19 protein-coding genes are annotated in these 26,740 nt (G+C 66.7%); 11 read left to right on the forward strand and 8 right to left on the reverse strand.

The window, feature by feature from the left end:
* Positions 1-26: 26 nt before the first annotated feature.
* From AOZ49_RS12590 to AOZ49_RS12620, 7 genes are all read right to left on the reverse strand, one after another.
* Positions 27-1,487, reverse strand: a complete 1,461-nt coding sequence (locus AOZ49_RS12590) for an ABC transporter permease subunit (protein WP_054475676.1) — start codon at positions 1,485-1,487, stop codon at positions 27-29.
* 10 nt (positions 1,488-1,497) lie between these two features.
* Positions 1,498-2,886: an ABC transporter permease subunit gene (locus tag AOZ49_RS12595; protein WP_054475677.1), complete on the reverse strand. Its 1,389-nt coding sequence runs from the start codon at positions 2,884-2,886 to the stop codon at positions 1,498-1,500.
* Entirely contained in the window at positions 2,883-3,593 is a 711-nt protein-coding gene (locus AOZ49_RS12600) for an ABC transporter ATP-binding protein (protein ID WP_054429136.1), read from the reverse strand. Before AOZ49_RS12600 ends, AOZ49_RS12595 begins: the two co-directional genes overlap by 4 nt.
* A gap of 235 nt (positions 3,594-3,828) precedes the next feature.
* Positions 3,829-5,139 (reverse strand): MFS transporter, encoded by a 1,311-nt coding sequence (locus tag AOZ49_RS12605; RefSeq protein ID WP_054475679.1) that lies wholly within the window; start codon positions 5,137-5,139, stop codon positions 3,829-3,831.
* Positions 5,140-5,171: 32 nt separating this feature from the next.
* A complete protein-coding gene (gene dgoD, locus AOZ49_RS12610) occupies positions 5,172-6,320 on the reverse strand; it encodes a galactonate dehydratase (protein WP_006391563.1) in 1,149 nt (382 codons plus the stop codon).
* Positions 6,317-6,970: a 2-dehydro-3-deoxy-6-phosphogalactonate aldolase gene (locus AOZ49_RS12615; protein WP_054475681.1), complete on the reverse strand. Its 654-nt coding sequence runs from the start codon at positions 6,968-6,970 to the stop codon at positions 6,317-6,319. The genes dgoD and AOZ49_RS12615 overlap by 4 nt, the downstream gene beginning before the upstream one ends.
* Positions 6,967-7,983, reverse strand: a complete 1,017-nt coding sequence (locus AOZ49_RS12620) for a 2-dehydro-3-deoxygalactonokinase (RefSeq protein WP_054429133.1) — start codon at positions 7,981-7,983, stop codon at positions 6,967-6,969. Before AOZ49_RS12620 ends, AOZ49_RS12615 begins: the two co-directional genes overlap by 4 nt.
* A 319-nt stretch (positions 7,984-8,302) precedes the next feature.
* On the opposite strand from AOZ49_RS12620, the gene AOZ49_RS12625 reads away from it, so the two are divergent.
* The 7 genes from AOZ49_RS12625 (at position 8,303) to AOZ49_RS12660 (ending at position 19,874) form a co-directional block, all read left to right on the forward strand.
* Positions 8,303-9,133, forward strand: a complete 831-nt coding sequence (locus AOZ49_RS12625) for an IclR family transcriptional regulator (protein WP_054475683.1) — start codon at positions 8,303-8,305, stop codon at positions 9,131-9,133.
* Positions 9,134-9,345: 212 nt separating this feature from the next.
* Entirely contained in the window at positions 9,346-9,855 is a 510-nt protein-coding gene (locus AOZ49_RS12630) for an RNA polymerase sigma factor (RefSeq protein WP_054429131.1), read from the forward strand.
* 85 nt (positions 9,856-9,940) lie between these two features.
* Complete coding sequence (locus tag AOZ49_RS12635; protein ID WP_054475686.1) at positions 9,941-10,960, forward strand: FecR family protein; 1,020 nt, start codon at positions 9,941-9,943, stop codon at positions 10,958-10,960.
* A gap of 331 nt (positions 10,961-11,291) precedes the next feature.
* Positions 11,292-14,399 carry a TonB-dependent hemoglobin/transferrin/lactoferrin family receptor gene (locus AOZ49_RS12640; protein ID WP_231690330.1) on the forward strand — a complete coding sequence of 1,036 codons (3,108 nt, stop codon included), beginning with the start codon at positions 11,292-11,294 and terminating at the stop codon, positions 14,397-14,399.
* A gap of 143 nt (positions 14,400-14,542) precedes the next feature.
* On the forward strand, positions 14,543-15,148 hold the full coding sequence (locus tag AOZ49_RS12645) for a heme acquisition protein HasA (RefSeq protein ID WP_054475688.1): 606 nt from the start codon (positions 14,543-14,545) through the stop codon (positions 15,146-15,148).
* A gap of 131 nt (positions 15,149-15,279) precedes the next feature.
* Positions 15,280-18,519 carry a type I secretion system permease/ATPase gene (locus tag AOZ49_RS33515; protein WP_231690331.1) on the forward strand — a complete coding sequence of 1,080 codons (3,240 nt, stop codon included), beginning with the start codon at positions 15,280-15,282 and terminating at the stop codon, positions 18,517-18,519.
* A complete protein-coding gene (locus AOZ49_RS12660; protein ID WP_054475691.1) occupies positions 18,516-19,874 on the forward strand; it encodes a TolC family outer membrane protein in 1,359 nt (452 codons plus the stop codon). The genes AOZ49_RS33515 and AOZ49_RS12660 overlap by 4 nt, the downstream gene beginning before the upstream one ends.
* Before the next feature lie 30 nt (positions 19,875-19,904).
* Here the strand turns inward: AOZ49_RS12660 and AOZ49_RS12665 are convergent, their stop codons facing one another.
* Complete coding sequence (locus tag AOZ49_RS12665) at positions 19,905-20,840, reverse strand: LysR family transcriptional regulator (RefSeq protein WP_082380427.1); 936 nt, start codon at positions 20,838-20,840, stop codon at positions 19,905-19,907.
* A gap of 96 nt (positions 20,841-20,936) precedes the next feature.
* Between AOZ49_RS12665 and AOZ49_RS12670 the strand changes: the two genes are divergently transcribed.
* The 4 genes from AOZ49_RS12670 to AOZ49_RS12685 all read left to right on the forward strand — a co-directional run bounded on the left by AOZ49_RS12670 (position 20,937) and on the right by AOZ49_RS12685 (position 26,522).
* Positions 20,937-22,412, forward strand: coding sequence for an aldehyde dehydrogenase (locus AOZ49_RS12670; RefSeq protein WP_054475696.1), 1,476 nt, complete (start codon positions 20,937-20,939; stop codon positions 22,410-22,412).
* 5 nt (positions 22,413-22,417) lie between these two features.
* Complete coding sequence (locus tag AOZ49_RS12675; protein WP_054475698.1) at positions 22,418-23,449, forward strand: NAD-dependent epimerase/dehydratase family protein; 1,032 nt, start codon at positions 22,418-22,420, stop codon at positions 23,447-23,449.
* Between the two features lie 107 nt (positions 23,450-23,556).
* A complete protein-coding gene (locus AOZ49_RS12680) occupies positions 23,557-24,516 on the forward strand; it encodes a tripartite tricarboxylate transporter substrate binding protein (protein WP_054429121.1) in 960 nt (319 codons plus the stop codon).
* 164 nt (positions 24,517-24,680) lie between these two features.
* On the forward strand, positions 24,681-26,522 hold the full coding sequence (locus tag AOZ49_RS12685; protein WP_156355649.1) for a hypothetical protein: 1,842 nt from the start codon (positions 24,681-24,683) through the stop codon (positions 26,520-26,522).
* Positions 26,523-26,740 lie beyond the last annotated feature (218 nt).

Consider the following 26,740-nt stretch of genomic DNA (forward strand, 5'->3'; position numbering starts at 1 on the left):
AACTTGATGGGGTGAAAAACCTGTGTCTAGACCACGCGATAGCGGCGCAGGCGCCAACCGGCCAGGGCCAGCAGCAACGCGGCGGGCGCCAGCAGCTGCAGCAGCGCGCGCACGGCCCGCGCGCGGACGGCGGCGGGATCCTCTTCCTGCCAGTGGAAGACCGGCATGGCGGCAAAGTCCTCCGGCGCGATGGCGCGGCTGGCCTCGATGCGGGGCAGGAAGAAATCCTTCCAGGCCCGGTGATAGGCGTCGATCTGGCGCATGAAGTCGGCGTGGCGGCGTTGTCCGGTGCCCGCCAGCGCGGTGATGCCTTCGAACGCCACCGCCGCCGGCGACAGCACGCTGTAGCGCGCCACCAGCGCCTGCTGGCGCGCCATCTGCGCGTCGAAGCGGTCCAGTTCGGGCTGCATCGCCGCGTCCACCTGGCGCTCGACCCGCGCATGGCCCAGCGGACGGCCGGTGATTTCCAGATGGCCGTCGCGCGGAATCAGCGCATCCGGCTTGTCCATGTGGCCGTAGTCGGTCGAGAGCAGGGCGGCGTGGTCGCGCATCGCCAGCGCCGTCGCCACGCGGGTGCGCGTGGCCAGTTCGGCGCGCGACGGCGCGGGGCTGGCGTAGGCGGCCACCAGGTTGAGCAGCACCGGCACCACCAGCACCAGCAGGACCCAGCCGACCATCAGGATCATGGCGTTGGCGGCCGAGGATTTGCCGAAGGCGTTGACCGCCACCACGGCGGAGAACCAGAACAGCGCATAGGCGCCGACCAGCAGGGCCCACCACAGCGTGGCGCTGGCGGCCTGCAAGGCCTGGGGACGGGCGAGCAGCAGGGCCGCCACCGGCAGCAGCACCGCGGCGCCCAGCAGCACGGCCGCGCGCAACGCGATCTTGCCGCTGATCAGGGTCAGCAGCGCCAGCGGCTGCGACAGCAGCAGGCGCAACGTGCCGTCTTCCTTCTCGCCGGACAGCAGGTTGTGGCCGAGCGCGAAGATCAGCAGCGGCAGCAGGTAGACCACCACGAACGCCAGGTCGAAATGGCCGCTGAGCAGGTGCCAGGGGTTCTCGATGTCGTTGTTGTGGATGAAGTTGACCTTGCTGTCGTAGGTCACCTTGAACTGCGACGGGAACAGGTCGGTCTGGCCCAGCGCCACCGGCGCCAGCGGCACACTCGGCATGATGGCGTAGTGCGCGCCCAGGCCGCCGCCCATGTTGGCGGGGCTGGCCGGGTTGCCGAACGGCGTCGGGGTTTCGCTGCCGTCCATGATGCGTTGCAGCTGCGCCAGCTGGCTGGCGCGGTTCTGCGCGTCGGCGCGCGCCAGCGCGGCCTGGGCCTCGTCGCGCAACGACGTCTGCAGCAGCCCGTTGAAGACCGCGTAGCCCACCAGCAGCAGGAACAGCAGGCCGCACAGCCACAGCGCGCGTTCGCGCGTCAGCAGGCGGAGTTCGTGCCGCAGGACCATCCCGAAGCGGCGAAATTGCGTATCGTGCACCAGGGGTCTCCTACAGGGCGGTCTGGCGGGCCACGGCGCGCCAGGCAAAGAGCAGGCTCAGCAGCAGCGCGGCGCCCAGCATCAGCAGGCTCAGGCGCGCCTGGTGCAATGCCCAGCCGGCCGCGGGCGGCTGGTACTTGAAGGGCGGCACGCGCGCCCACAGCGAGGGGCTGGCCTGATACGAGAAATGCAGGTGTTCCTGCGTGTCGGCGTGCGCCACCAGGTCGGCGCTGACGATGTCCTGGATGACGCGGCGCTGCTGTTCGGCGGCGGTGGTGAAGTCGCGGTGGTGGGCGAAGTCGGTGCCGGCCATGGCGGCGGACAGCGCCCGCATCGCCAGCAGCGGCATCAGCCAGCCGGCCGCTTCCTGCACGGTCTGCTGCCGCTCCCAGGTATCCCACAGGCGGCCGAAGTGGCGGTCGTAGACGGCGTAGCTGGACTGGTCGTCGAGCTTGAGCGCCAGGCCCCACTTGTTCAGCGGCACGTCGCGGCTCCAGCGCTCGGTGGTGCCGAAGGCCTGCATCCAGACGCGGTCGGAGGTGGCCTTGAGGTCGTCCTGCAGCGCCTGGTTGAATTCCAGGCGAGTCGGGCTGGGATAGAGGCCGCGCGACAGTTCGGCCATCACGCGCGGCGCGATCACCGTATTGGCGATCCAGAGCGCCAGCAGCACCGTGATCGCCACGCGCGACGAGCGCGCCGCCGCCGATACGCCCAGCGTGACGAAGATGAAGACGGCCAGGTACATCGCGTAGCCGCCCGCCAGCACGGCGAAGCGCCACAGCGCGTCGGCGCGGCCGCCGGCCAGCCACACCGCCACGCCGGCCGCCAGCGCGGCCGGCGCCAGCAGCAGGCCCAGGCTCATGGCCAGGGCGGTGGCCTTGCCCCACAGCAGGCGCCACGGGGCGATGCCCAGGCTCAGGGTCTGGCGCAGGATGCCTTGCTCGCGTTCGCCCGAAAACGCGTTGAAGCCCAGCACGATCACCAGCAGCGGCCCCAGCGCCTGCAGGATCCAGGCGGCCGACAGGTCGCCGAAGCGCTGCAGCCCGGTGGCGTCCTGCGCCGGGCGGAACTTGACCTCGCTCTGGCGGTGCGCCTGCAGCCATACGGTGCTGCCGATATACGGATTGATGCCCGGATCCAGCAGCGCCAGGGTGGTGTCGGGCTTGAAGACGTGCATGCCCTGGTGGGCGGCGTCGTGGGGATGGCGCGCGCCTTGCTTGAGCCAGTCGGCGTAGTCGGTGTTCTGGGCCGCGGCCTGTTCGGCGCGCGCTTCCTGCTGGTGCAGGTAGCCTACCGCCAGCGCGGTCAGCAGCAGCACCGCGACGATGCCGCCGGCCCAGTACAAGCGGCCGTCGCGCAGGCGTTCGCGCAGGTCCTTGAGGGCGATCAGCAGAATCATGCGCCGGTCCTCATGTGCGCCAGGTACAGCGCCTGCAGGTCGGTGTCGTCGATCTGCCGGCTGTCCAGGCTCTCGACCAGCCGGCCGCGCTTCATGATGCCGACGCGGGTGGCGGTCTGGCGGGCGTGGAACAGGTCGTGGGTGGTGGCGAGGATGGCCACGCCGCGTTCGCTGGCGCGTTGCAGCAGGCGGGTGAATTCGGCGGCGGCGGACGGGTCCAGCCCGGAGGTGGGCTCGTCCAGCAGCAGCGCGCGCGCGTCCTTGGCCAGCGCCACGGCGATCCAGACCTTCTGCCGCATGCCCTTGGAATAGGCGGCGACGCGCTTGTCGGCCGCGGCCGGATCGAGGCCGACCTCGGCCAGCAGTTCCAGCAGGCGCGCGCGCGGCGGCGCCTCGCCCAGGGCCAGCGCGGCGAAATAGCGCAGGTTCTCCAGTCCGCTGAGCGTGCCGTACAGATTGACCTGCTCGGGGATGTAGGCCACGTGGCGCTTGCTGGCCAGCGGCTCGCGCGCCACGTCCAGGCCGTGGATCAGGGCCTGGCCGCCGTCGGCGTCGATGAAGTTCAGGAACAGGTTGATGGTGGTGGTCTTGCCGGCGCCGTTGGCGCCCAGCAGGCAATAGATTTCGCCCGGCTCGATGCGCAGGTCCAGCGGGTGGAGCGCGATCTGGTCGCCGTAGCGTTTGGTCAGGCCGATGGCTTCGAGCACTGCGAGTCCTTCTTCGTCCGAAGATGCGGGGGAGTCAATGGGAGGGGCGGGGCGGGCCGGCCGGGCATGTTGCCGGCCGAGTTGGGAATGGCTACCAATAGTTATGATATAACATAACGTGATTATATCGCCATCCCTCGCGCGGAACTCTGCTCGAATCGACGATACAAAGCAGAAGGGCGCCCACGTGGGCGCCCTTCGTTGCGGTGGCGGTGCGGCGGCGATGCCGCGCGGATCAGGCCTCGATCCGCTCCACCTTGCCCACCAGCAGGATGTACGACAGCGCGCCCAGCAGCGCCAGCGACGACACATACACGATGGCCGGCGCGAAGCTGTCCTTCGACACCAGGAAGCCGATCACGATCGGGGTGCAGATCGACGACAGGTTGCCGACGAAGTTGAACACCCCGCCGGTCAGCCCCAGCAGCCGCACCGGCGCCAGCGCCGACACCAGGGACCAGGTGATCGACGCCAGGCCGTTGCCGAAGAACGCCACCGCCAGGAAGAAGATCACCCACGGCGTCGAGTCGGTGAAGTTGGCGCCGATCATCGACGTCGAGATCAGCAGCCCCAGGATGATCGGCAGCTTGCGCGCCAGGCCCACGGTGGCGCCGCGGCGGACCAGGAAGTCCGACAGCACGCCCGAGCACAGCACGCCGATGAACGCCGCCAGGAACGGCACCGACGCCAGGAAGCCCGACTTGATGAAGTCCATGCCGCGGTACTTCACCAGATAGGTGGGGAACCACGTCAGGAAGAACCACAGCGTCGAGGTCAGGCAGAACTGGCCCAGGTACACGCCCCACAGCTTGCGCTGGCTCATCACCAGGCCCAGGTCGTTCCAGTTGAAGGGGGCCTTCTTCTCGGTCACACGCTTGTCCAGGTCCACGACGCCGCCGCCTTGCTGGATCAGTTCGATCTCGGCCGCATTGGCGCCCTTGAACTGGCGCGGTTCACGGTAGATCAGGTACCACACCACGCCCCAGATGATGCCCAGCAGGCCGGTGCTGACGAACACCATGTGCCAGCCGTAGTGGTGCTGCAGCCACGCCAGCACCGGCGTCAGGAACGCCAGGCCGACGAACTGGCCCGAGGTGTAGAAGCCGATGGCGGTGGCGCGTTCCTTTTCCGGGAACCAGGTCGTGACGACGCGGTTGTTGATCGGATAGGCCGGGGCCTCCAGCGCGCCCACGGCCAGGCGCAGCACGAACAGGATCACGAAGCTGCCGGCAAAGCCCATGAAGAACGTCGCCGCCGACCACAGGATCAGCGCGGCCGCGTACAGCACGCGCGGCGACACGCGGTCCACCAGCCAGCCGCCGGGGATCTGCATGGCGGCATAGGTCCAGCCGAAGGCCGACAGGATCAGCCCTTCGTGCACCGTGTCCAGGCCGAACTCGTCCTTGAGGGCGGGCGCGGCGATGGACAGGTTGCTGCGGTCCAGGTAGTTGATGACGACGGTGATGAACAGCATCACCATGATGAGATAGCGGCTGCGCGTCGGCCGCTGGGCGCTTTGCAGGCCCGGGTGGGTGGCGGTGGTCAAGGGGGTCTCCTCTTTCGCTTTTTTCTACCGGCTTACCACTCGGCGAAGCTGCCGTCGGCGTGGCGCCAGATGGGGTTGCGCCAGCGGTGGCCCACCGCCGCGCGTTCTTTCACGTATTCCTCGTTGACCTCGATGCCCAGGCCGGGGCCCTGTGGAATCGCGACCATGCCGTTCTCGTAGGCGAACACCTCGCGGTTGCTGACGTAGTCCAGCAGGTCGTTGGCGGCGTTGTAGTGGATGCCCAGGCTCTGTTCCTGGATGAAGGCGTTGTAGCAACCGGCGTCGATCTGCAGGCAGGTGGCCAGCGCGATCGGGCCCAGCGGGCAGTGCAGCGCCAGCGCCACGTCGTAGGCCTCGGCCATGGCGGCGATCTTGCGCGTCTCGGTGATGCCGCCGGCGTGCGACGGATCCGGCTGGATGATGTCGACGTAGCCGTCGGCCAGCACGCGCTTGAAGTCCCAGCGCGAGAACAGGCGCTCGCCCAGCGCGATCGGCGTGGACGTCAGCGGCGCCAGTTCCTTCAGCGCTTCGTAGTGTTCGCTGAGCACCGGCTCTTCGATGAACATCAGCTTGAACGGGTCCAGTTCCTTCATCAGCACCTTGGCCATCGGCTTGTGCACGCGGCCGTGGAAGTCCACGCCGATGCCGACGTTGGGGCCGACCGCGTCGCGCACGGCGGCCACGTTCTCCAGGCACTTCTCGACCTTGTCGAACGAATCGATGTACTGCAGTTCCTCGGTGCCGTTCATCTTGACGGCGGTGAAGCCGCGCTCGACCGCGCCCTTGGCGGCCGCGGCGGTGTCGGCCGGCCGGTCGCCGCCGATCCACGAATACACGCGGATGCGGTCGCGCACGTTGCCGCCCAGCAGCTGCGACACGGGCACGCCCAGGTCCTTGCCCTTGATGTCCCACAGCGCCTGGTCGATGCCGGCCAGCGCGCTCATGTGGATGGCGCCGCCGCGGTAGAAGCCGCCGCGGTACAGCACGGTCCAGTGGTCCTCGATGTTGCGCGGGTCCTTGCCGATCAGGTAGTCCGACAGTTCCTCGACGGCGGCGGCCACCGAGTGGGCGCGGCCTTCGACGACCGGTTCACCCCAGCCGACGATGCCGGCGTCGGTTTCGATCTTCAGGAAGCACCACCGCGGCGGCACGATGTAGGTAGTGAGCTTGGTGATCTTCATGCTTGGGTCTCCTGGGCGGGATAGGCGCGTTGCCAGGCGGCGATGAAAGCGCGCGCGTTCTGGCCGACTTCGTTGGCCGACAGGCCGGGTTTGTACAAGGCGGAGCCCAGGCCGAAGCCGCTGGCGCCCGCCTGGGCGTAGGTGGAAAGGTTGTCGGGCGTGATGCCGCCGACCGGCACCAGCGCGATCGGCGGGCGCATCACCGCGCGCCAGGCCTTGAGCACGGCCGGGCCGAGCTGTTCGGCGGGGAACATCTTGAGCACGTCGGCGCCGGCCGCCAGCGCGGCGAAAGCTTCGGTCGGCGTGGCCACGCCGGGGCACGACGCCAGGCCCGCGGCCTTGGCCGCGCGCACCACGGCCAGGTCGCTGTGCGGCATGACGATCAGCTCGCCGCCGGCGTCCTTGATGCGCGCCACGTCATCGGGGTTCAGCACCGTGCCGGCGCCCACCAGGCAGTCGGCCGGCAGCGCGTCGCGCATGGCGCGGATGCTGGCCAGCGGCTCCGGCGAATTCAGCGGCACCTCGATCAGGCGAAAGCCCGCCTCGTACAGCGCTTGCGCGACAGGCACGGCCTCGGCGGGCGTGATGCCGCGCAGGATGGCGATCAGGCCGCAATGGGCCATGGCGGTTTGCAGTCCGGTATGGGTCATGATGTGGTCTCGGAAGAAGAGGGGGCGGGCACCAGTCCGGCGGAAACCGCCAGGTGCCACAGGCCGCGTTCGGTGGCGTGTTGCGCCAGTTGCGGCGTGCCCAGGCCGTAGTGCCGCAGCGCCACGATGTAGCGCTGGCACAGCGCGTCGTCGCCGCACAGCACGATGCGCGGCAGTTCGCCCTGCAGCCGCAGCATGTCGGCCAGCGCGCAGATTTCATGGCCGATCAGCAGGCCCGACAGGTAATCGGCCTGCGACACGCCGGCCAGTTCGCCGGTCAGCCCCAGCGCGCGGGTGCTGAAGATCGTCGACAGCACGCCGGCGCGTCCGGCCGGCACGCCAGCCACTTTCACGCCGCGCTCGAACGCCGCCATGTCGGAGGTCGGCGCCTCGACCATGGTGCGGCCCAGGATGGTGTGGCCGCGCAGCGCGGCATAGACCTCGCCGGTCATGAAGGTATCGAAATGTGTGACCTGGCCGCGGCGCGCGTTGACCCACTTGGAGTGCGTGCCCGGCAGGCCGATCAGCACGCTGTCGGCGGGATCGTTGCCCTGGTCGAACAGCACGCCGAAGACCTGGGTCTCTTCGCCGCGCATCACATTGGGCAGGCCGTGGCGCTGGATGAGGCCGGGCACGATGTGCACCGGCGTCGCGCCATTGCGCTCGACGCGCGTCAGCAGCGTGCCGATGCGTTCCAGGTCGACCGGCACATCCAGGTAGGCGGCCTCTTGCCAGCCCTGCGCGCTGCCGACCATGCCGCAGGCGATCACGGGCAGGTGCGGCTCGGCCCGCAGCCAGTCGCCGCAGGCCTGCTCGAAGGCCAGTTCGAAGCCCGATTGGCCGCTGGGCGTGGCGGCGCCGTCTTGCAAGGGCTGTGGCAGGCGCATGATGCCCCACGGCAGATGGCGGGTATCCAGCGTGCGCCCGGCGCCATCGAGGCGATAGGCGCGCAGCGAAGAGGTGCCCCAATCCAGCGCTATCAGGGCCGCGCGGGCAGGCAATCCGGTTGTCATCAGAATCTGTCTCGTCTCGGGCCGGCGGCGCGCTGCGGGCGAGGGCGCGGGAGGCGTTCGCGCGCGGCAGGAGCTGGTCGACCTTGTTGTCGTCAGGCCCGCGACGGCGCCAGGACGGCGCGGGGGCGGGTTGGGAAAAATTCTAGATCAGCGCTTGAAAAATCTCAAAATATAGAATTAAATCCCATATACAGGGATTGGTCTCTCGCTTCCCGTCTCTCGCTTCCCGTCTCTCGCTTCCCGTCTCTCGCTTCCCGTCTCTCGCTTCCCGTTTCTCGCTTCCCGTTCCCCGTTCCCGATTTCCAGCACCTGTTCCTCCATGTCCGATTCTTCCCCCGCCTACGATCCCGACGCCGCGGCCCCCGCCGGCACGCAGACCCTGATGCGCGGCTTGGGCGTGATCCAGGCCGTCGCCGCGGGCGCGCGCGATCTCAAGGACATCTGCGCCCATATCGGCGTGGCGCGCAGCACCACGCACCGGCTCGCCAGTTGCCTGGTGCAGGAGCGTTACCTGCGCTCGCTGCCCGGCGTCGGCTACGTGCTCGGCCCGAAACTGATCGAACTCGGCTTCCAGGCGCGCGAAGCCTTCCCCATGGCGACCTTGGCGCGGCCCTATCTGGACAGCCTCGCCGCCGAGACCGGCGACACCATCCACCTGGCCGTGCGCGACAACGACGAAGTGCTGTACCTGGAAAAGATTCCCGGCAAGAAGGGATTGGAGATGCGCTCGCGCGTCGGCCATCGCATGCCCTTGGCCGCCACCGGCGTCGGCAAGGCGCTGCTGCTCGATGCCGACGAACCGCAATGGAAGGCGCTGCATCGCGTCGGCGCGCCGGTGTCCTCGCGCGCGCCGGGCGGCCGCCAGACCTGGGAGGCCTTCCGCGACCGCATGCGCGACTACGCCGCCCACGGCTACGCCTTCGACCTGGAAGACAACGAACCGTCGATCCGCTGCGTGGCAGCGCCGGTGCGCGACGCCTCCAGCGGCATCGTCGCCGCCATCAGCGTGTCCAGCACGGTGCCGTACATGTCGCTGGAACGCATGCACGACATGGTCACGGTGGTGCAGGACGCGGCGGCGCGCATCTCGGCCGAACTGGGCTGGAAGGTGCAGGGCGGTCCCGCCAAGCCGCGCGACGCCGACCAGTAGGGCAACACATCGGTAAATACCGCGAGCGATCCGCGCATTGCGCGCGACGCCGGGGCCTTGACGCGGGGCGCCCGACGGCTACGCCGGTCCAGGTCAAATCTCCGACCAATTCATATGCCGCCGCCACCGGCAGGGCGCCCTATCGGTGCTAGTCTCTTGCTCAACTATCACTGACGCTCATCACGATTGAGTAGATTTCCGGCGACGAGCACGTGGCGCCCCAACCTGATGTCGAGCGCCTGTATGCGGCCTATGCCGAGCGGCTGCGTCGTTACCTGTTCCTGAAGACCGGCGAAGCCGAACTCAGCGCCGACCTGGTGCAGGACTGCTTCGCCCGCCTCCTTGCCCACCAGGAAGACGTCCCGCTGGACGACACCGCGCTGGCCTATCTCTACGCCATCGCCAATCGCCTGCTCATCGACCATCGCCGCAATCATCATCAATCCCGCACCGACATGGCGTCGGATGACGTACTGGAAGGCGTGCGCGATCCGCGCACCGCGCCCGACGTGCACGTGCACGTCCGCCGGCAACTGGCGCGGTTGACCGCGACCCTGGCTGAACTGCCGCCACGCACGCGCCAGATCTTCAAGCTCTGCCGCGTCGAGGGCCTGAGCCATGCGCAGGCCGCGCGCTATCTGGACATCTCTCCCAGCTCGGTGCAGAAGCACCTGGCCATGGCGCTTGAACTGATGCGCGAACGCCTGGGGAACGATCCATGAGCCCGCGCAATGAATACGCGCTTTGGGCGCTTTTTTTACTGTCTTTCGCGTCCGGGCCGTTTATTCCTTTCATGAAGATCCCATCATGTATCCGCTGAACCGCTTCGGCCGCCAACGGCGCCTGCGCCGCCAGGCCAGCCGGTGGGCCGTGCGCCTGGAGGCGGGCGCGCTCGCGCCGGCCGAACAGCGCCGCCTCGATCGTTGGTTGGCGCGCGACGCGCGCCATGGCCCGGCCCTGGCCGATGCCGAAATGGTCTGGGCCCTGGCAGGCGCCTGCCGCGACGCGGCGGTCTGCGCGCAGCCGGTGTCTCGGTCTGGGCGCGATCCCTGGCGCGCCTGTGTCGCGTCGTGGCGGCGGGCCGGCCGTCTGCTGCCATCGCGACGCGCACTGGCGCTGACGGCCTTGGCGCTGGTGGCGGCCGGCGCGGTCAATGGTCCGGACATCGTCGCGCCCTGGTTGGCCGACTACCGCAGCGGCGTCGGCGAAGTCCGATCTTTCGTGTTGCCCGACGGCAGCCTCGTGCTGCTGGGCAGCAACAGCGCGCTGGATGTGGAATACGACGCCATGGCCCGCCGGGTGCGCCTGCTGCGCGGCGAAGCGGTGTTTTCGCCAGCGCCCACCGGAGCGGCCGAGCCGCGCCGTTTCGTGGTGACGAGCGCGGGCGCCAGCATGACCGCGCTGGGCACGCGCTACGCCGTGCGGCGCCAGGATGCCGGCCATGGCTGGGTCGGTGTGTTGCAGCATCGCGTAGACCTCGCGCTGGACCGGCCGCCCTCGTCAGGCGAGGCGAGCCTGACACTGGGCTCGGGCGACAGCGCCACTTTCAGCCATGCCGGTGGCGTTGCGCGCAGCGCCGTCGCGCCCGCGCGCGGGGCCGCCTGGGCCGACGGCTATCTCATCTTCGAAGGCGAACCGCTGGAGCAGGTCCTGCAACGCATCGGCGATTTCCGGCCGGGCCGGCTGATCCTGGCGAACCGCGCCGCGGCGCGCAGGCCGGTGAACGCGCTGTTCCATCTGGATAACCTCGACGGCGCACTGGCCACGCTCTGTGGCGAGATGCAGCTTGCGCAGCTGCGGTTGCCGGGGGTGACGGTGCTGTACTGAAAAGCGTCGAGTCCTTGCGCGCCGGGTGCGGTTTTACAAAGCCTGGTTTGTAAAACGGAAAAACAAACGCTGGTCTGTATTCGGCACTTTTCCGCTTGCCGACGGCGCTCTGGATGGTGGGCGACAGCCGTGGCCCAAAAGCGTCGGCGATGCGATCCATCGCGAGGCGCGTGCAGCGCCATCGCCAGGTCCTGAGTAAGACGAAGTCAGGACGCCTTCGCGCCGTTCTCCCTCTGGCAACTGTCTTTTCCGAACTTTTTTTACTGTAGTTCGATTCTCAACCGTTAATGGTAATGATGCGCGTTTGCATCGGCAGCAACCAGAGACGGCAATGAAGAGAAGATTGATGAAGGCCAGGCTGGCCAGGCGGATGATGGGAGCGGGGATGCTCGCGATGCCATGCGCTGCCTCGGTGTGGGCCCAACCGCAACCGGTGGCATCGGGACAGCCCGACCGCCAGGAGGAAGCCGTCCGCCAGACCCGCGCCTTCGACATCTCGGCCCAGCCAATGATGCAAGCGGTGCTGGCGTTCGCCCGGCAGGCCGGCGTCGATCTCTACGTGGGCGATGTCGATCTTTCCTCGTACACCAGCGTCGCTACCCAGGGCACCTACAGCCTGACCGCCGGGCTCAAGCATCTTCTCGGCAACAGCCCCGTCGGTTATCGGATTTCCGAAGGCAACGGACGCCTGAGCTTTCAATTGGTCGATAACGGCCCGGGCGGTCGTTCCAAGGTGTACTCGCTCAAGCCGGTGGTGGTTCAGGGAAACACCGTCAACGAGCGCGTCTATCAAGCCCCCCGCGCCGTCAGCATCATCACGCGTGAAGAAATGGACCGCGTGCCGGTTCGCCACGCCGCCGAACTCATCCAGGACACCCCCGGCGTCGCCAGCGCCGTCAACCGCCAGAACCCCGGCCTGTCGATCAACATCCGCGGCATGCAGGACTTCGGCCGCGTCAACATGATGATCGACGGCATGCGCCAGGATTTCGTGCAGAACGGGCACATGCAGCGCAATGGAGAAATGTATGTCGATTCGGAACTCCTGTCCGAGGCCGTGGTGGAGCGGGGCGTGGTGCATGGCGTGCATGGCACCGGCGCGATGGCGGGGAGCGTGGATTTTCGGACGCTGGATTTTGGGGATGTGCTGCGGGAGGGCAGAGATATCGGGCTGAGATTGCGCGGTACGTCCGGGATGGGGCATCAGGGCAATGGCGTGAATTTCTTCGGGAGCGCCGCTGGCGCGGCACGTGCTGGCGAGCGTCTGGAAGTCATGGCGGCTGTCTCGCGACGGTCGATCGGAGACTACAGGATCGGTACGCGCGGAGGGGTAGATGGCCAGAATTCAGTTTGGTTCAACGGCGGAAAGATCGAGTTCTCTGATGTGAAGTTTGCTGCGCAAGAACAGGACACCAGTCTGTTCAAGGCACGTTGGAAGTTGAGCGAGGATCAATCGCTGTTGTTCAGCTATGTTGGTACGCGAGTTGGGTACTCGTACACCACGGATGCTGACACTTCGGTGCAGGAGAGCGGCACGCCTTGGAGAAAGATGGGAACCTCGAAGGCTCAGTCGAACAGCTATGCCCTGGACTACAAGATCAAACCTGTGGACAACCCATGGCTGGATCTGAGAGTGAAGATCTATGGTGTCGACACGAGTGTTGACAATTACACGACGCCGACCTATCCAAGCTCTCGCTTTGACGGTGGATCCACCAACGCAGCGGATATCCGAAAGAATATTGACCATGAGTATTGGGACAGTGGTGCTTGTGAAAAGCCCGATAAATCTCCCTATGCACTAGACGTTTGTAGACAGTACGGCGTCGGACGCAATAACCGTCTGGCTACCAGAACCGAGGGATTCCTGCTCGACAATACGTCGCGCCTTATGCTCGGTACGAAGACGTTGCTAAGTGCCAACTACGGCGTTGAGTATTTCACTGATCGTACGACTTCGAGCCAGCGGTGGAATCACGACGGTCGCGAGGTGAGCCCCATTGGCACTACAGGCAAGGATGCGCTCAATCCCCAGGGCCGTCGCAGCATGGGCAGCATCTTCACAGAGGTGAAGCTAGAAGACGATTTCTTCACCATATCCGCCAGCCTTCGTTACGAGCGCTACGGACTCAAGGGTAAGACGCAAGTTCCCGGCAAGCAGACCGTCCACCTATCCAGGCTCGACAAATTTGCAAAGGAAATGTGCGCTTATGGCGCCTTTCCAGGGCGGGCACCGAACGAAAATCCGCGCAGCCAAGTTCAGTCTGTTTACGGGCCAGGCTGCCGTTTGGCGTTGGCAGGCGACGAATCGGCCATCGCTGCTTGGTGGGCCGGTGTGCCGACGTACGTCGATCAACGTGGAAGAACGAAGAATTTCTACATACCTGGCGGCCGTCGATCCTCCGACTACGAAAAGGAGTTTCAGCCTGAGGATCTCGACGACCAGAACGCCTTGTATGACTACGACGTGAGTCGCAGTGCAGGGATGCTGTTGCCCTCGTTGTCTGGCGCGATTCGGCCAACCAATTGGCTGGAACTGTACGGTAGCTGGGGTAAGTCCTGGAGGCCTCCCGCCATCAATGAAATGCTGATGGTGGGCAACCATCCTAGAGATGGATTTGCCACCATCTACCCCAATCCATTAGCCGAGCCGGAAACTTCGCAGACTTGGGAAATCGGCGCCAACACGATATTTCAGGGCATTGTGTCGGACGAAGACAGCTTGTCTGTCAAGGCGGGCTACTTCGACACGCGGGCAAACAACTATCTCTTCTCGTCGATGGACGTTCTGTTGCCAGGAGCCAATCTGGAACGGTTGCCCTTGCCTGGAACAACAGCTTTCGTCAATAACCGCAACCGCACCAAGTTTCGTGGCTTGGAGTTGGAGGGGCGCTATGAGGCCGGTTGGATCTATGGCGGACTGAGCTACACCCATTACCTCGGCGGTCCCAACAAGTTCTGCGAAGACCTTTATTTCCTGGGGTCGGGCGACAACAAATTCGATCGCCAGAACGCGGACGGCAGCTATCCCGCAGAGCATCAGAAGGCCATTGCACAAGGATATGACTCTTGGCGAGCTTGGGCTGATGACCAAGTCGTCTGCGACAACTTCGTTTTCAACAGTGCCATCGCCAAGCCAGTGGACAAAGGCATGTTGCTGGTCGGCATCCGATTGCTGGAACGCAAGTTGGATACCGGGGTGAGACTCAACTACAGCGGTGATGGTTGGTACAACCGCGACGCAGGCGGCTCCCAGGTTTGGTTCAAGTACACGACATGGGATTGGTATGCCAGTTATCAAGCCAATGACAACGTCAAGCTGATGGCGTCGGTCGAGAACCTGACCAATCGCATGTATGTCGACGGATATTCCGATGCGATGGCGCGCACATTCGCGCCAGGACGCTCCGTTGCATTAGGCATGGAGGTTCGCTTCTAGGGAAAACAATGAAACGGGTAGGCGCGTGCCTGCTCGAGTAAGAGACATGCGAATTTTTCGCATGCGCGACGTATGCATACGTACGGCGCGGCTTTTAGGGTCGAGATATTCCTCGGCGAATTCGCAATCAATGGAGCATGAAAATGTCTGCACACGTAAGCTATATCGATATCAATCACCTTCCCACTGGCCTTACCCTGGAGAGCTCGCTGGAGCTCGTGCTGGATGCGTTCCAGAATGAAGGTGTTGCTGGTGAGCACACCAGCGTGCCTAACAAGGGTGGATTCTTTGGCGGCAACGCCTTCAATGGCACCGACTACGGCTATGTCAGCAAAACGGTTGCCCACTACGCCTTCGTCGCCTCCGGTGAATTGCACTACTTCTTCCCGCCTTACAGCGGTCACGTGGGCGATGGTCCGACGGCGCACACCGTATGGGGCTCGTTGGATTCCATCACTTTGGGTGGTGGGGTAGATGGAGCCGGGCATGTGGTGGACCCGCTCATTACGTTCACGTTCGACCAACCTATCCAGGGTGACGTTGCCGACGGGCGAGCCAACCTGGTTCATGACATCGTTTGGGGCTTGATGAACGGTTCGGTTGTTGGCACGCCAGACAAGATCAGCCACATCACGAACGGAGGTTTGGTCGACGCCTTGGAACAGAACGGGATGGATATGCACGCCTCCATCGCCGACCTCATCGGCCACAACTTCGCCACCGAGACCGACCTGGCCCTGGCGGCGTAACCCATCCGCGAGTTTTCCCGCGCTGTCTCGGGCGCGTGGGCTGCGGTCGCGGCGGGCCTATCCCCTGCCGCGACCGTCTTTTTGTTTCTTCATTCTGCGTGTTCCGGCAGTCATCCGGACAAGGAAAACCGATGCAGCAAACCCAGACGCGCACGGGCGCGGCACAGGACGGGGACGCCCTGGAGATCAAATCGCTCCTGGCGCGCTTTCGCACCGGCTGGTACAGCGTGGCGGCGTTCAGCGTCGCCGCCAACCTGCTGATGCTGGCGCCGTCGCTGTACATGCTGCGGGTCTATGACCGCGTGCTGGCGTCCGGCAACGTCTTCACGCTGGTCATGCTGAGCCTGATGATCGTCGGCCTGCTGGCGCTGATGGGGGCGCTGGATTACGCGCGCAGCGTGGTCATCATCCAGATCGGCGCGCGCTTTGACGCGGCGCTGGCCGGGCGTGTGCACGGGGCGGCGTTCGAGCGCGGCCTGGCGGGCGTGCCGGCCAATGCCTCACAGGCGGTCAATGACCTGAATACCCTGCGCCAGTTCCTGACGGGCAGCGCGGTGTTCGCGTTCTTCGATGCGCCGTGGTTTCCGTTGTTCCTGCTGGTGATGTTCCTGTTCCACCCGTGGGTGGGAACGCTGGCGTTGGCGGGCGCGGTGGTGCTGGTGGCGCTGGCCTGGCTCAACGAGCAGGTGTCGCGCAAGCTGCTGGCCGAGGCGGGCGGGCTGTCGGTACGGGCGGGGGTCGAGGCCGAAGGGCAACTGCGCAACGCCGAGGCCATCCAGGCTATGGGCATGCTGGATCGGTTGCGGGCGCGCTGGCAGCGGCTGCACGTGGGCTATGTGCGGCGTCAGGGCATGGCCAGCCAGCGCTCGGCGATGATCGCGAGCCTGTCGAAGACGGTGCGGATGGCGTTGCAATCGTTGGTGCTGGGCCTGGGCGCGTGGCTGGTGCTGCAGAGCCACGTCAGCGCCGGCATGATGATCGCGGGGTCGATCCTGATGGGACGCGTGCTCAGTCCGATCGATCAGGTGATCGGCGCGTGGCGGCAATGGGCGGGCACGCGCCTGGCGTGGCGGCGCCTGCAGGACCTGCTGGCGACGTATCCAAAGCACGCCGCGGGCCTGACGCTGCCCGAGCCGAAGGGCGCGCTGCGGCTGGAAGGGGTGACGGTGACGCCGCCGGGCGCGGCGCAACCGACGCTGGTGAATGTGTCGTTCGCGCTGGAGCCGGGGCAGGTGCTGGGCGTGGTCGGCCCGTCGGGCGCGGGCAAGTCGACCTTGGCGCGATTGGTGGCGGGCGTGTGGCCGGCCCGCCTGGGCACGGCGCGGCTGGATGGCGCCGATCTGCGGCAATGGGAGCGCGCGCGGCTGGGCGAGTGGCTGGGGTATGTGCCGCAGGACGTGGAGTTGTTCTCCGGGACGGTGGCCGAGAACATCGCGCGTTTTCCCGGGCCGGACAGCGATGGCGAGGTGTTGGCCCGGCGGGTGATCGATGCCGCCCGGCTGGCCGGCGCGCACGACATGATCCTGGCCCTGCCGCGCGGCTATGACACGCCGCTCGGCACTGGCGGCCAGGGATTGTCGGGCGGGCAACGCCAGCGCATCGCGCTGGCGCGGGCGTTGTATGGGACGCCGCGACTGGTGGTGCTGGATGAGCCCAACGCCAGTCTGGATGATGTCGGCGAGCAGGCCTTGCTCGACGCGCTGGGCCGTCTGCGCGAGATGGGCGCGACGGTGGTGCTGGTGACGCACCGGCCCAAGGTGCTGGCGGCGACGACCCACCTGCTGTTGCTGCGAGATGGCCAGGCGCAGCGCTTCGGGGCGACCCATGAGGTGCTGCGGCCGCCGCCGGAGGGCGCGGCCGGGGGGGAACGCCAGGGCGGCATCTCAGTCCGCCGCGCCTGCCGCGGCGGGCGGGCGTCCGACCGGGGCCGCGTCGCCGCCGCGTCCTTCCGCAACGGCGGCGCAGGTGTATCCCCTGGCGGGCGGCGCCTTTCCCGGACACTACTTCGGAGGCAAGGCATGACGGGGCGCGCCGAGGGCAATCGTGTGGTGGTGTTGCGGCCCGAACTGGACAAGGATGATGCCGGCGCGGTCGATGGTGACGAGCAGGGCGGCTGGTCGGCCCGTTTCGGCTGGTGGGTGCTGGCGGTGGGTTTTGGCGGCTTCCTGGCCTGGGCGGCGTGGGCGCCGCTGGACAACGGCGTGGCGATGCCCGGCATCGTCGTCGTGACGGGCGAGCGGCGCGCGGTGGACAGTATCGAGGGCGGCGTGGTGAGCGCGCTGCTGGTGGCCGAAGGCGACCCGGTCCGGGCCGGTCAGACGCTGGTGCGGCTGGACGATACGCGGGTGCGTGGCGAGGCGCAGAGCCTGCGTGCGCAGCAGGCGGCCGTCATGGCGCGCGAAGCGCGCTTGCTGGCCGAGCGCGATGGCCAGGATGATCTTGCGCCGCCAGACGCGCACGCGAATGCCGAAGCGGCGGCCGCCTACGCGATGGAGCGCCAGCTCTTTGCCAGCCGCCGCGCGGCGCTGGCGGGGGAACTGGCCGGCATCGAGGCGACGCTGGCCGGCAGCCGGGCCCTGGCCGGCGGGCTGGAATCGACGTTGGCGCACAAGCGCACGCAACGCACGTTGTTGCGGGAACAACTGGGCAACCTGCGCGATCTGGCGCGCGAAGGCTACGTGCCGCGCAATCGCGTGCTGGAGCTGGAGCGCAGCCTCGCGCAACTGGACGGCGACATGGCGGCGGACCTGGGCGCCCTGGGCCAGACCCGCCAGCAGATCGCGGAACTGGCGCTGCGCGGCCAGCAGCGCCGCGACGCGTTCCAGCGCGAGGTGCGCACCGACCTGGCGGAAACGCGCGTGCAGCGCGAACAGTTGACGCAGAAGCTGGCGACGGCGGAGTTCGACCTGGCGCACAGCGAGATCCGCGCGCCGGCCAGCGGCACCGTGGTGGCCCTGGCCACGCACACCGTCGGCGGCGTGGTGCAGCCGGGCTCGCGCCTGATGGAGATCGTGCCCGAGGACGAACCCTTGGTGGTCGAGGGGCGCCTGCCGGTGGAGTCCATCGACAAGGTGCATGCGGGCCTGCCGGTGGAACTGATGTTCACCGCCTTCGACGCCAGCAGCACGCCGCGGCTGGAGGGCGCGGTGACGCTGGTGTCGGCGGACCGCTTCGAGGACGAACATAACGGCCGGCCCTACTATCGCCTGCGCGCCGACGTGGCGCCGGGCCAGTTGCGCCGCATTGGCGATGCGCCGTTGCGCGCGGGCATGCCGGTCGAGGTGTTCGTGCGCACGGGCGAGCGGTCGCTGTTGAACTACCTGTTCAAGCCCCTGCTCGACCGCGCGCGGCTGGCGTGGGGTGACGCATGAGCCGTTGCCAGTACCGGTTGCCGGCGGCCTGGGTCGTGATGGTGGCGCTGCTCCTGCCCGGGATGAGCGCGGCGCAGGCGCTGGATTTCCAGCAGGCGTACACGATGGCGCTGGCGTCCGACCCCACCTGGCAGGCGGCGCGGGCGCGCGAGCGGGCCGACGCCGAGGAAGCGGCGCTGGGGCGCAGCGGCCTGTTGCCGAACCTGGGTTACCACTACAGCCGCGCCCGCAACGACACGACATCGCGCCAGCAGACCCGGTGGGGCGCGCTGGAGCAACGCTCGCGCTATGCCAGCTATGCCTCGGGTTTCACGCTGAGCCAGCCGCTGTTCGACGCGGCGGCGTTCGCGCAATACCGCGCCGGACGCGAACGCGCCGAGGCGGGGGGATTGACGTTGGAGCGCGCGCGGCAGGCGCTGGCGGTGCGGGTATTGCAGGCCTACACCGCCGTGCTCTATGCGCAGCAGGCCCTGGCGTTGACGCAGTCACAGGGCCGTTCGTTGCGGGAGGACGCGCGCCGCAGCGCGCGCTTCGTGGCGGCGGGGCAGGGTACGCGCACGGATCAGCTGGAGATCGAGGCCCGCGCCCACGTGGTGCAGGCGCAGGAGATCGAGGCGCAGGACCAGCTGCGCGACGCCCGCAATGCGTTGGGGGCGATCGTCGGCCCGGCATTGGCCGACAGCCCGCTGGCGCCCTTGCGGGAAGCGGCCCTGGCCGCCCTGGCCGTCGATGGGCGTGACTTGCCGGCATGGCGCCAACTGGCGCTGGACGGCAATCCGGAACTGCTGGCCCAGCGTCACCTGGTGGAAGCCAGCCGCCAGCGCTATCAGGCCGCCCGCGCCGGGCATTTGCCGACGGCGCGCCTGGTGGCGCGCAAGCAGTTGACCAATTCCAACGGCGACAACCAGATCGGCCAGCGCTATGACACCGGTTCGGTGGGCATCGAGGTCAGCATTCCGCTGTATTCCGGCGGGCGGACCTCGGCGGCCAGCGGCCAGGCGCTGGCCGAGCAGGAAGAGGCGCAGCACAAGCTCGAGGCCGCGACATGGGCGTTGCTGAATGACCTGGCGCGGCAGTTCCACACCTTTGCCGGCAGCCGCGAGCGCATCAGCGCCTACCGGCAGGCCGCCGAGGCGGCCGCGCAGCGCGTGCAGGCCGCGCGGCAAAGCGTGCTGGGCGGCGAGCGCACCAACCTGGATGTGCTGGATGCGGAGCGCCAGCGTTTCGAGGCGCTGCGCGACCTGGACCGGGCGCGCTACGACAACCTGCTGGCGTGGCTGACGCTGCGGTGGCAGGCGGGGGTGTTGAGTGACGACGATGTGGCGCGCATCGGCGCGCTGTTCGCGGCGGGATGAGTCGGCGTCTGGATGGAAGCCGCGGCCGGGTCACTTCAGTGGCGGCAGCGGCAACAGCCGCCGGGCGATCTCGTCCATGGCCGTTTCCAATTGCACCGCCAGCGCCTGCGCGGCCGGCGACAGCGAGCGGTCGCGCCGGTGCAGCAGGCCGATGGCGCGGCGAGCCGAGGCATCGCACAGCGCCGCCGCGCGCAGCCCCGCCAGGTTCAATTCCGGCAGCGCCAGGCGCGGCAGCACGCTCACGCCCAGGCCCTGGCGCACCATGCCGGCGGCGGTGCCCATGTTGGTCACGTCGTAGCGCAGCGCGGTGGCCGGCGCGCCGGTCTCTTCGCGCACCGCGCGGTCGAACTGCTGGCGCGCGTTCGAGCCCTGCGACAGCAGGATCAGGTCATAGCGCAGTACGTCGCGCCAATGCAGCGGTCCGCGCTTTTTTCCCAGGGCATGGCCGGCGGGGTAGATGGCGCAGAAGCAATCCTCGGCCAGCGGCGTGAAAGACAGGTCCGGCGCCGGCTCGGCCAGCGCGCCGACGGCGAACTCGATCTGGTTGGTGCGCAGCATGGCCACCAGTTCGTCGTTGTGCGCCTCGACCACGCGCACCTTCAAGGCCGGATGGCGCTGACGCAGCGCGCCGACCGCCACGGGCAGCAGCGCCAGCGCGGTCGAGGGCAGGGCGCCCAGCGTCACGTTGCCGCGCCGCACCGCCGCCAGGTCGGCCAGGCCGCGATAGGCTTCCTCCAGGTCGGCGATGGGCCGCTGCACGCGGGCATGGAAATCCTGTCCGGCCGAGGTCAGGCTGATGCTGCGGGTGGTGCGTTCGAACAGGCGCAGGCCCAGCACGTCCTCCAGGTCCTGGATCAGCGCGGTGAACGAGGGCTGCGTCACGCCCAGCTGGTTGGCGGCGTGCGTGAACGAACCGGTGTCGACCGCCAGCAGGAAGGCCTTGAGCGGCCGGTACTTGATATTCATAGCCATGGGCTAAGAATATAAGAAAAATATCGAATTGTTCCTAATAGTCGGCCGGCCGATGATGCGTCTACCGCAGTCCCCGGATTCCACGACGTTATGAATGCATCGAGCCACAAGCCCTTCCGGCTGGGCGCCGACTGGCGCCACAGCCAAGACGGCGACACCGTCATCACCTCCATCAACCCCGCCGACGGCAGCGTTGCCGGCATCGTCACGCGCGCCTTGCCGCGCGACGTGGATGCCGCCGTCGCCATCGCCTGGGACGCGTTCCAGCGCCAGCCGTGGCGCAAGCTGCGTCCGGACCAGCACGCCGCCACGCTGTACGAGATCGGCCGGCGCCTGGCCGCCGAGCGCGAGCCGCTGGCGCGGCTGCAGATGATCGACAGCGGCAAGCCGTGGAAGGAATGCCTGAACATGGTCGACAGCGCGGCCGGGCATTTCCGCTATTACGCCGCGGTGTGCGAGACCTGGCAGAACGAGATGACCTCGCCACGCGGCGAGTATTTCTCGATGGCGCTGGCCGAGCCGTTCGGCGTGATCGCGGCCATTACGCCGTGGAACTCGCCCATCATGAACGAGGCGCAGAAGGCCGCGCCGGCGCTGGCGGCCGGCAACGCGGTGCTGCTCAAGCCGTCCGAGGAGACGCCGCAGCTGGCGCTGGAACTGGCCCGCATATGCGCCGAGGCCGGCTTGCCCGAAGGGCTGCTGACGGTGTTGCCGGGTCACGGCGAAGACGTCGGCGCCGCGCTGGTCAGGCATCCCGGCGTGCGCATGGTGTCATTCACCGGCGGCACCGAGACTGGCCGCGCCATCGGCGGCATTGCCGGCCAGCGCTTGATTCCCGTCGGCCTGGAGCTGGGCGGCAAGTCGCCGCACATCGTGTTCGACGACGCCGACCTGGACCGCGCCGTGGCCGGCGTGGTGTCGGGCATCTTTGGCTCGGCCGGGCAGAGCTGCGTGGCGGGTTCGCGCCTGTTCGTGCAGAAATCGATCTATGGGCGTTTCATGGAGGCGCTGGTGGCGCGCACGCGCCAGGTGCGCGTGGGGCTGCCCGATGACCCGGCCACGCAGATGGGGCCGCTGGTGTCGCGCGCGCATCGCGACAAGGTCGCCGGCTATGTCGACATCGGCCGGGCCGAGGGCGGCCGCGTGCTGGTCGGCGGCGCCGCGCCGGACCGCGCCGAGCTGGCCAACGGCTGGTTCTACCTGCCCACCGTGATTGACGGCCTGGGCAACGGCGCGCGCGTCTGCCAGGAAGAGATCTTCGGGCCGGTGCTGGTGGCGCTGCCGTTCGACGACGAGGACGACGTGATCCAGCAGGCCAACGACACGCCCTTCGGCCTGGCCGCGGGCATGTGGACCGGCGACTACGCCCGCGCCTGGCGCGTGGCGCGCGAGATCGAGGCGGGCTCCGTCTGGATCAACACCTACAAGCAATCGCACATCGCCACGCCGTTCGGCGGCTTCAAGGCCAGCGGCATCGGCCGCGAGAAGGGCCTGCATGGCCTGCGCCTCTACAGCCAGGTCAAGAGCCTGTACTGGGGCATGCACAATCAACCGATGGGACTGTGAATCACATGACGACCGACAAGAAAAGCGCGGCGCTGCCGCTGGCCGATGCCCGCATCCTGATCGCCGGCGCCGCCAGCCTGGTGGGCTCGCACACCGCCGACGCGCTGCTGGCCGCCGGCGTGCGCGAAGTGATCCTGCTGGACAACTTCGCGTTTGGCACGCCAGAGGCCATCGCCCACCTGCAGGGCAATCCGCGCGTGAAAGTGGTGCGCGGGGACCTGATGCGCCTGCCAGACCTGCTGGCCGCGACCGAAGGCGTGGACGGCGTGCTGCACCTGGCCGCCTACATGACGCTGGGTTTCGCGCAGACGCCCTGGCAGGCGGTGGACGTGAACATCCGCGGCGCGCAGAACATGCTGGAAGCCTGCCGCGCCAACAAGGTGAAGAAGTTCGTGTTCGCCTCGTCCAACGCCGTCTATGGCTATGGCAGCGGCATTGCCGGCGCGCTGGCCGAGAACGGCCCGTTCCATTCCGTCGGCGCGCCGCCCGCCGCGATCCTGTACGGCGCTTCCAAGATCATGGGCGAACAGCTGTGCCGCCAGTACCACCAGAAGGCCGGGCTGGACTACGTGGTGCTGCGCTATTCCACCGTGTACGGCGAACGCCAGCACTACCGCGCCGCCAATTCGCTGTACATCATGGAGACCTACGACCGCGTGCGCCAGGGCGAGCGTCCCGTGCTGCCCGGCGACGGCAGCGATACCAAGCACTTCGTGCATGTGTCGGACGTGGCGCGCGCCAATGTCGCCGCGTTCCAGAGCGACGCCACCGATGTGGCCGTGAACGTATCCGGCCCCGCGCCCATCACCACCGGTGAACTGGTGCGGCTGGTGCTGGACTACTGCAAGAGCGACCTGGAACCGGAGATCCGGCCGGACCCGCCCGGCACGGTGCGCCTGACCTCGGGCGGGGCTTTCCACATCCCGCACGATCTGGCGGGACAACAGATCGGCTGGCAGCCGCAAGTGGGCATGGCCGAAGGCGTGACGCGCCTGCTGGCGTGGCGCGAGGCGCAGGAAGTAGGCCAGGGCGGCTAGGGAACGGTTTGACCCGGGGCGGCCGTCGCAGCCGTCCCGCGTGGCTGGCCGGCGTGTCCGGCCCACCACAACGCATAACAACAGCAGTACCCAAACAGGAGACAACCATGTTCTTTACACGCAAGGCGGCCGCTCGCGCCGCGCTGTCCGTGGCCGCGCTGTGCGCCGCGTGGCCGGCCTGGGCCTGGCCCGACCATCCCATCGAACTGGTGGTGGGCTTCGCGCCCGGCGGCGGCACCGACCTGACGGCGCGCTCGCTGGCCGTGTTCCTGGAAAAGGAGCTGGGCGCCACCATCGTGGTGCAGAACAAGCCGGGCGCGTCCAGCGCCATCGCGCTGTCGTACGTGGCGCGCGCCAAGCCCGATGGCTATACGCTGGCGATGACCAACATGCCCGGGCTGGTGTCGCTGCCGATCGAGCGCAAGGCCGGCTTCACCACCGCCGACTTCACGTACCTGGCCAATCTGGTGCGCGACCCCAGCGCTTTCAGCGTCGCGGCCGACAGTCCGTACCAGACGCTGGATGCCCTGATCAAGGCGGCGCGCGAGAAACCGGGCGCGATCAGCTACGGCTCGACCGGCGTGGGCACCGACGACCATCTGGCGCTGGTGCTGTTCCAGAACCTGACCGGTACCAAGCTCAACCACGTGCCCTACAACGGCGCGGGGCCGCTGCGCAGTTCGGTGCTGGGCGGGCATACCGTGATCGGCGGCCTGAACCTGGGCGAAGTCATGCCCTATCACGGCAAGAACATGCGCGTGCTGGCGCAGGCCAGCGAGACGCGTTCGCCGCTGGGACCGGATGTGCCGACCTTCAAGGAGCTGGGCGTAAACCTGGTGTTCGCCTCCGAGCGCGGCATTGTCGCGCCGAAGGGTTTGCCGGCGGATGTCGCCGAGAAACTGCGCCAGGCCTTGGGCAAGGTCGCCGCCAATCCGGAATTCCAGGCGCAGATGAAGCAGCAGTTCACCGAGATGGATTATCTCGATGGGCCGCAGTGGCAGGAACGCCTGAAGCAGGATGATGGGCGGCTGCGGCAGATCTGGGCGAGCACGCCCTGGGTGGAGTAGGGCGCTTGACGCTGTCGCCGCGAGGGCGGCGACATGCTTCGAATCGCGGGACGCGGGCCGGTGCCGGAGAACTGGTCTGAATTGCGGCGTTTTTTTACTGTAAATCGCGGCTCAACCGTTTATGTCTATAGACGGTCGCCTGCGTGGTGGTGGGTGGCTATTGATTGATCTGCGATCAGGAGCCGCATCATGGCTACGCCCACGCTTGGCAGCATCACCGTTTATGGAAGTTGGCCTCCGGAGCCGTCAGGTTTGGGGGGGGCGGCGGGCTGGGATCAGGCCTTTGGGACGGTATCGGATGGTCCTACTTCTCGACGCCACGGATCGTTCCCGCTTGGTACATCGCGCAGATTCTCAACCAAAAGGAAGCGTATTACTTTTCGCACTACAGCGAGGAATCCAGGTATTACCACGATCCGAAGACGACGCGCGGGATGGTCGAGCCGTTGGTCAATGCGCTGATTCCGGAGACGGGAAAAGTGTTGGGGTACATGCAAGACTTGCTGAAAAGCAGTCTGGACGAGTCCTCCTTCAAGATTCTCAAGGCGATGGCGCGTACCCATGCTTACTTTATGCAGAGCGTCTTCAGTTGGAGCGCAATCCAAAAAGATATCGCCTCTGGCACGGATCCCAAAGTTGCAGTGGGCTCGGAGGTGGCATCCGTAGCGGTCAGCGCGATGATCGCCGGTGCGCTGGCCGGATTGGCCGGTGCGCTCATTGCTATCGAGGGGCCCGCCGCCGTTGCGACCATTGCCATCAACATCGGCGTTTCGACGCTGTTGGATACGCTTGGACTGAAAGGGGAGGCCGCCAAGCTCATCAACGATGCCCTTGCTGGTGCCGAAAAGCATATATCGGCCGCAGGGGAGACCCCCACGGCGACAATGCCATCACCTGATGAAGGCGATCATCAGGCTCCTCCAGCAAACGTTGAGGCTGGCTCGCCGGCGCAAGGCGAGGTACAGCCCTTCAATGATGGCGTTACGATTTTTTCCGATTACCAGCTTTATTTGGCTATGAAGGAAATAGGCGCGCATCCGGATGACTATCCAGATGCTGCGGTGATCCTGCCCGCAATTCTTGCGGACGTCGCAGACAGGATCGTGAGTGGCAATGACCCAGGTATTGAGGCCAACGGTAATGGTCCAGTACTGCGGACGCCGCCAGAGATTGTGCACTATGCCGACATCGAGCCGGAGAATGGCGTGAAGTCATTCGTGGGGGAGGATGGGAAGTCCTACCTGTTCATCGGCGACGAGACGCCGAGTGAAATGGTGGGGGGCAATGCAGTCAACTGGTTCATGCCTGGAGACGACTATGACTGGTCCAACAAAGTTGTCGGCAATCCGGATGGCTACAACGTCCTCGACTTCTCCTTGAACAAATGGGGCGTCGACATCGCCGTGTATGGCAACGATCGCATGGACAAGTGGATTGCGGATCGGGCCAGCGCCTTTGGACTCAAGGACTACGAAATCAATCACTATTTCCTCACCCACGATAACGCCCTGGTGAAACTTCGTGGGTACGCCCTGGTGGGATTGAAATCTGGCTCTATCGGTCCTTGGTGCGGTGGAGAATTCCGCAATATCGACTATGTCATCGGCAGCGACTATGACGACACTTTTATCGGCGACGTGCTCGGGGGAATGACGTTCACTGGCCGTGGCGGCAACGACACCTTCGTCGTGCACGGTGGCGGCAATCGCATCGTCTTCAACGATGGCGATTTCGCGGATCCCGGCACGGGGGAAATCACGACGAAGTTCATCCATGGACTGACCACGGTTCGCGAAGCGCGGGACTTCAGCCTCAAGTACTACCACCCTGCTTATCTGGGGGGAGTCGGGGGGGCTGCGGATCGAACCGGACGTGCTGGACTTTTCAAATCTGGATGGCGACCTGAATACCGAGGGACATCAGGCCCTGCGGTTCATCGGAACAAGCAAGTTCACCGGGCATGCTGGAGAGCTTCGATATGTGACCGAGGATCATCACGGACATGAGTGGCCCGTTACTCACCATGATGATAGCGGTTGGTGGTGGGCATCCACCGTACGATTGGAGGGAGACAGGACCGGCGACGGAGCCGCGGATCTCTTCATTGAGTATACGAATTACGCCGATCCTTCCACTCCATACGGATGGATGATACCTGGGGTGGTTGGAACCAATTACCCCTATCTCGACAGTGGCAACCTGTTCTTCGGTTAAGCGAAGACAC

It is taken from the genome of Achromobacter sp. 2789STDY5608615 (genome assembly GCF_001298995.1).
In the GTDB taxonomy this organism is placed as follows: domain Bacteria; phylum Pseudomonadota; class Gammaproteobacteria; order Burkholderiales; family Burkholderiaceae_B; genus Achromobacter; species Achromobacter insuavis.

Coding starts and splice junctions, on each gene's coding strand:
- AOZ49_RS12635 (WP_054475686.1), top strand. CDS start 9,941: ATGTATCCGCTGAACCGCTTCGGCCGCCAACGGCGCCTGCGCCGCCAG.
- AOZ49_RS12665 (WP_082380427.1), bottom strand. CDS start 20,840: ATGAATATCAAGTACCGGCCGCTCAAGGCCTTCCTGCTGGCGGTCGAC.
- AOZ49_RS12595 (WP_054475677.1), bottom strand. CDS start 2,886: ATGATTCTGCTGATCGCCCTCAAGGACCTGCGCGAACGCCTGCGCGAC.
- AOZ49_RS12625 (WP_054475683.1), top strand. CDS start 8,303: ATGTCCGATTCTTCCCCCGCCTACGATCCCGACGCCGCGGCCCCCGCC.
- AOZ49_RS12620 (WP_054429133.1), bottom strand. CDS start 7,983: ATGACAACCGGATTGCCTGCCCGCGCGGCCCTGATAGCGCTGGATTGG.
- AOZ49_RS12670 (WP_054475696.1), top strand. CDS start 20,937: ATGAATGCATCGAGCCACAAGCCCTTCCGGCTGGGCGCCGACTGGCGC.
- AOZ49_RS12645 (WP_054475688.1), top strand. CDS start 14,543: ATGTCTGCACACGTAAGCTATATCGATATCAATCACCTTCCCACTGGC.
- AOZ49_RS33515 (WP_231690331.1), top strand. CDS start 15,280: ATGCAGCAAACCCAGACGCGCACGGGCGCGGCACAGGACGGGGACGCC.
- AOZ49_RS12680 (WP_054429121.1), top strand. CDS start 23,557: ATGTTCTTTACACGCAAGGCGGCCGCTCGCGCCGCGCTGTCCGTGGCC.
- dgoD (WP_006391563.1), bottom strand. CDS start 6,320: ATGAAGATCACCAAGCTCACTACCTACATCGTGCCGCCGCGGTGGTGC.
- AOZ49_RS12660 (WP_054475691.1), top strand. CDS start 18,516: ATGAGCCGTTGCCAGTACCGGTTGCCGGCGGCCTGGGTCGTGATGGTG.
- AOZ49_RS12675 (WP_054475698.1), top strand. CDS start 22,418: ATGACGACCGACAAGAAAAGCGCGGCGCTGCCGCTGGCCGATGCCCGC.
- AOZ49_RS12640 (WP_231690330.1), top strand. CDS start 11,292: ATGAAGAGAAGATTGATGAAGGCCAGGCTGGCCAGGCGGATGATGGGA.
- AOZ49_RS12615 (WP_054475681.1), bottom strand. CDS start 6,970: ATGACCCATACCGGACTGCAAACCGCCATGGCCCATTGCGGCCTGATC.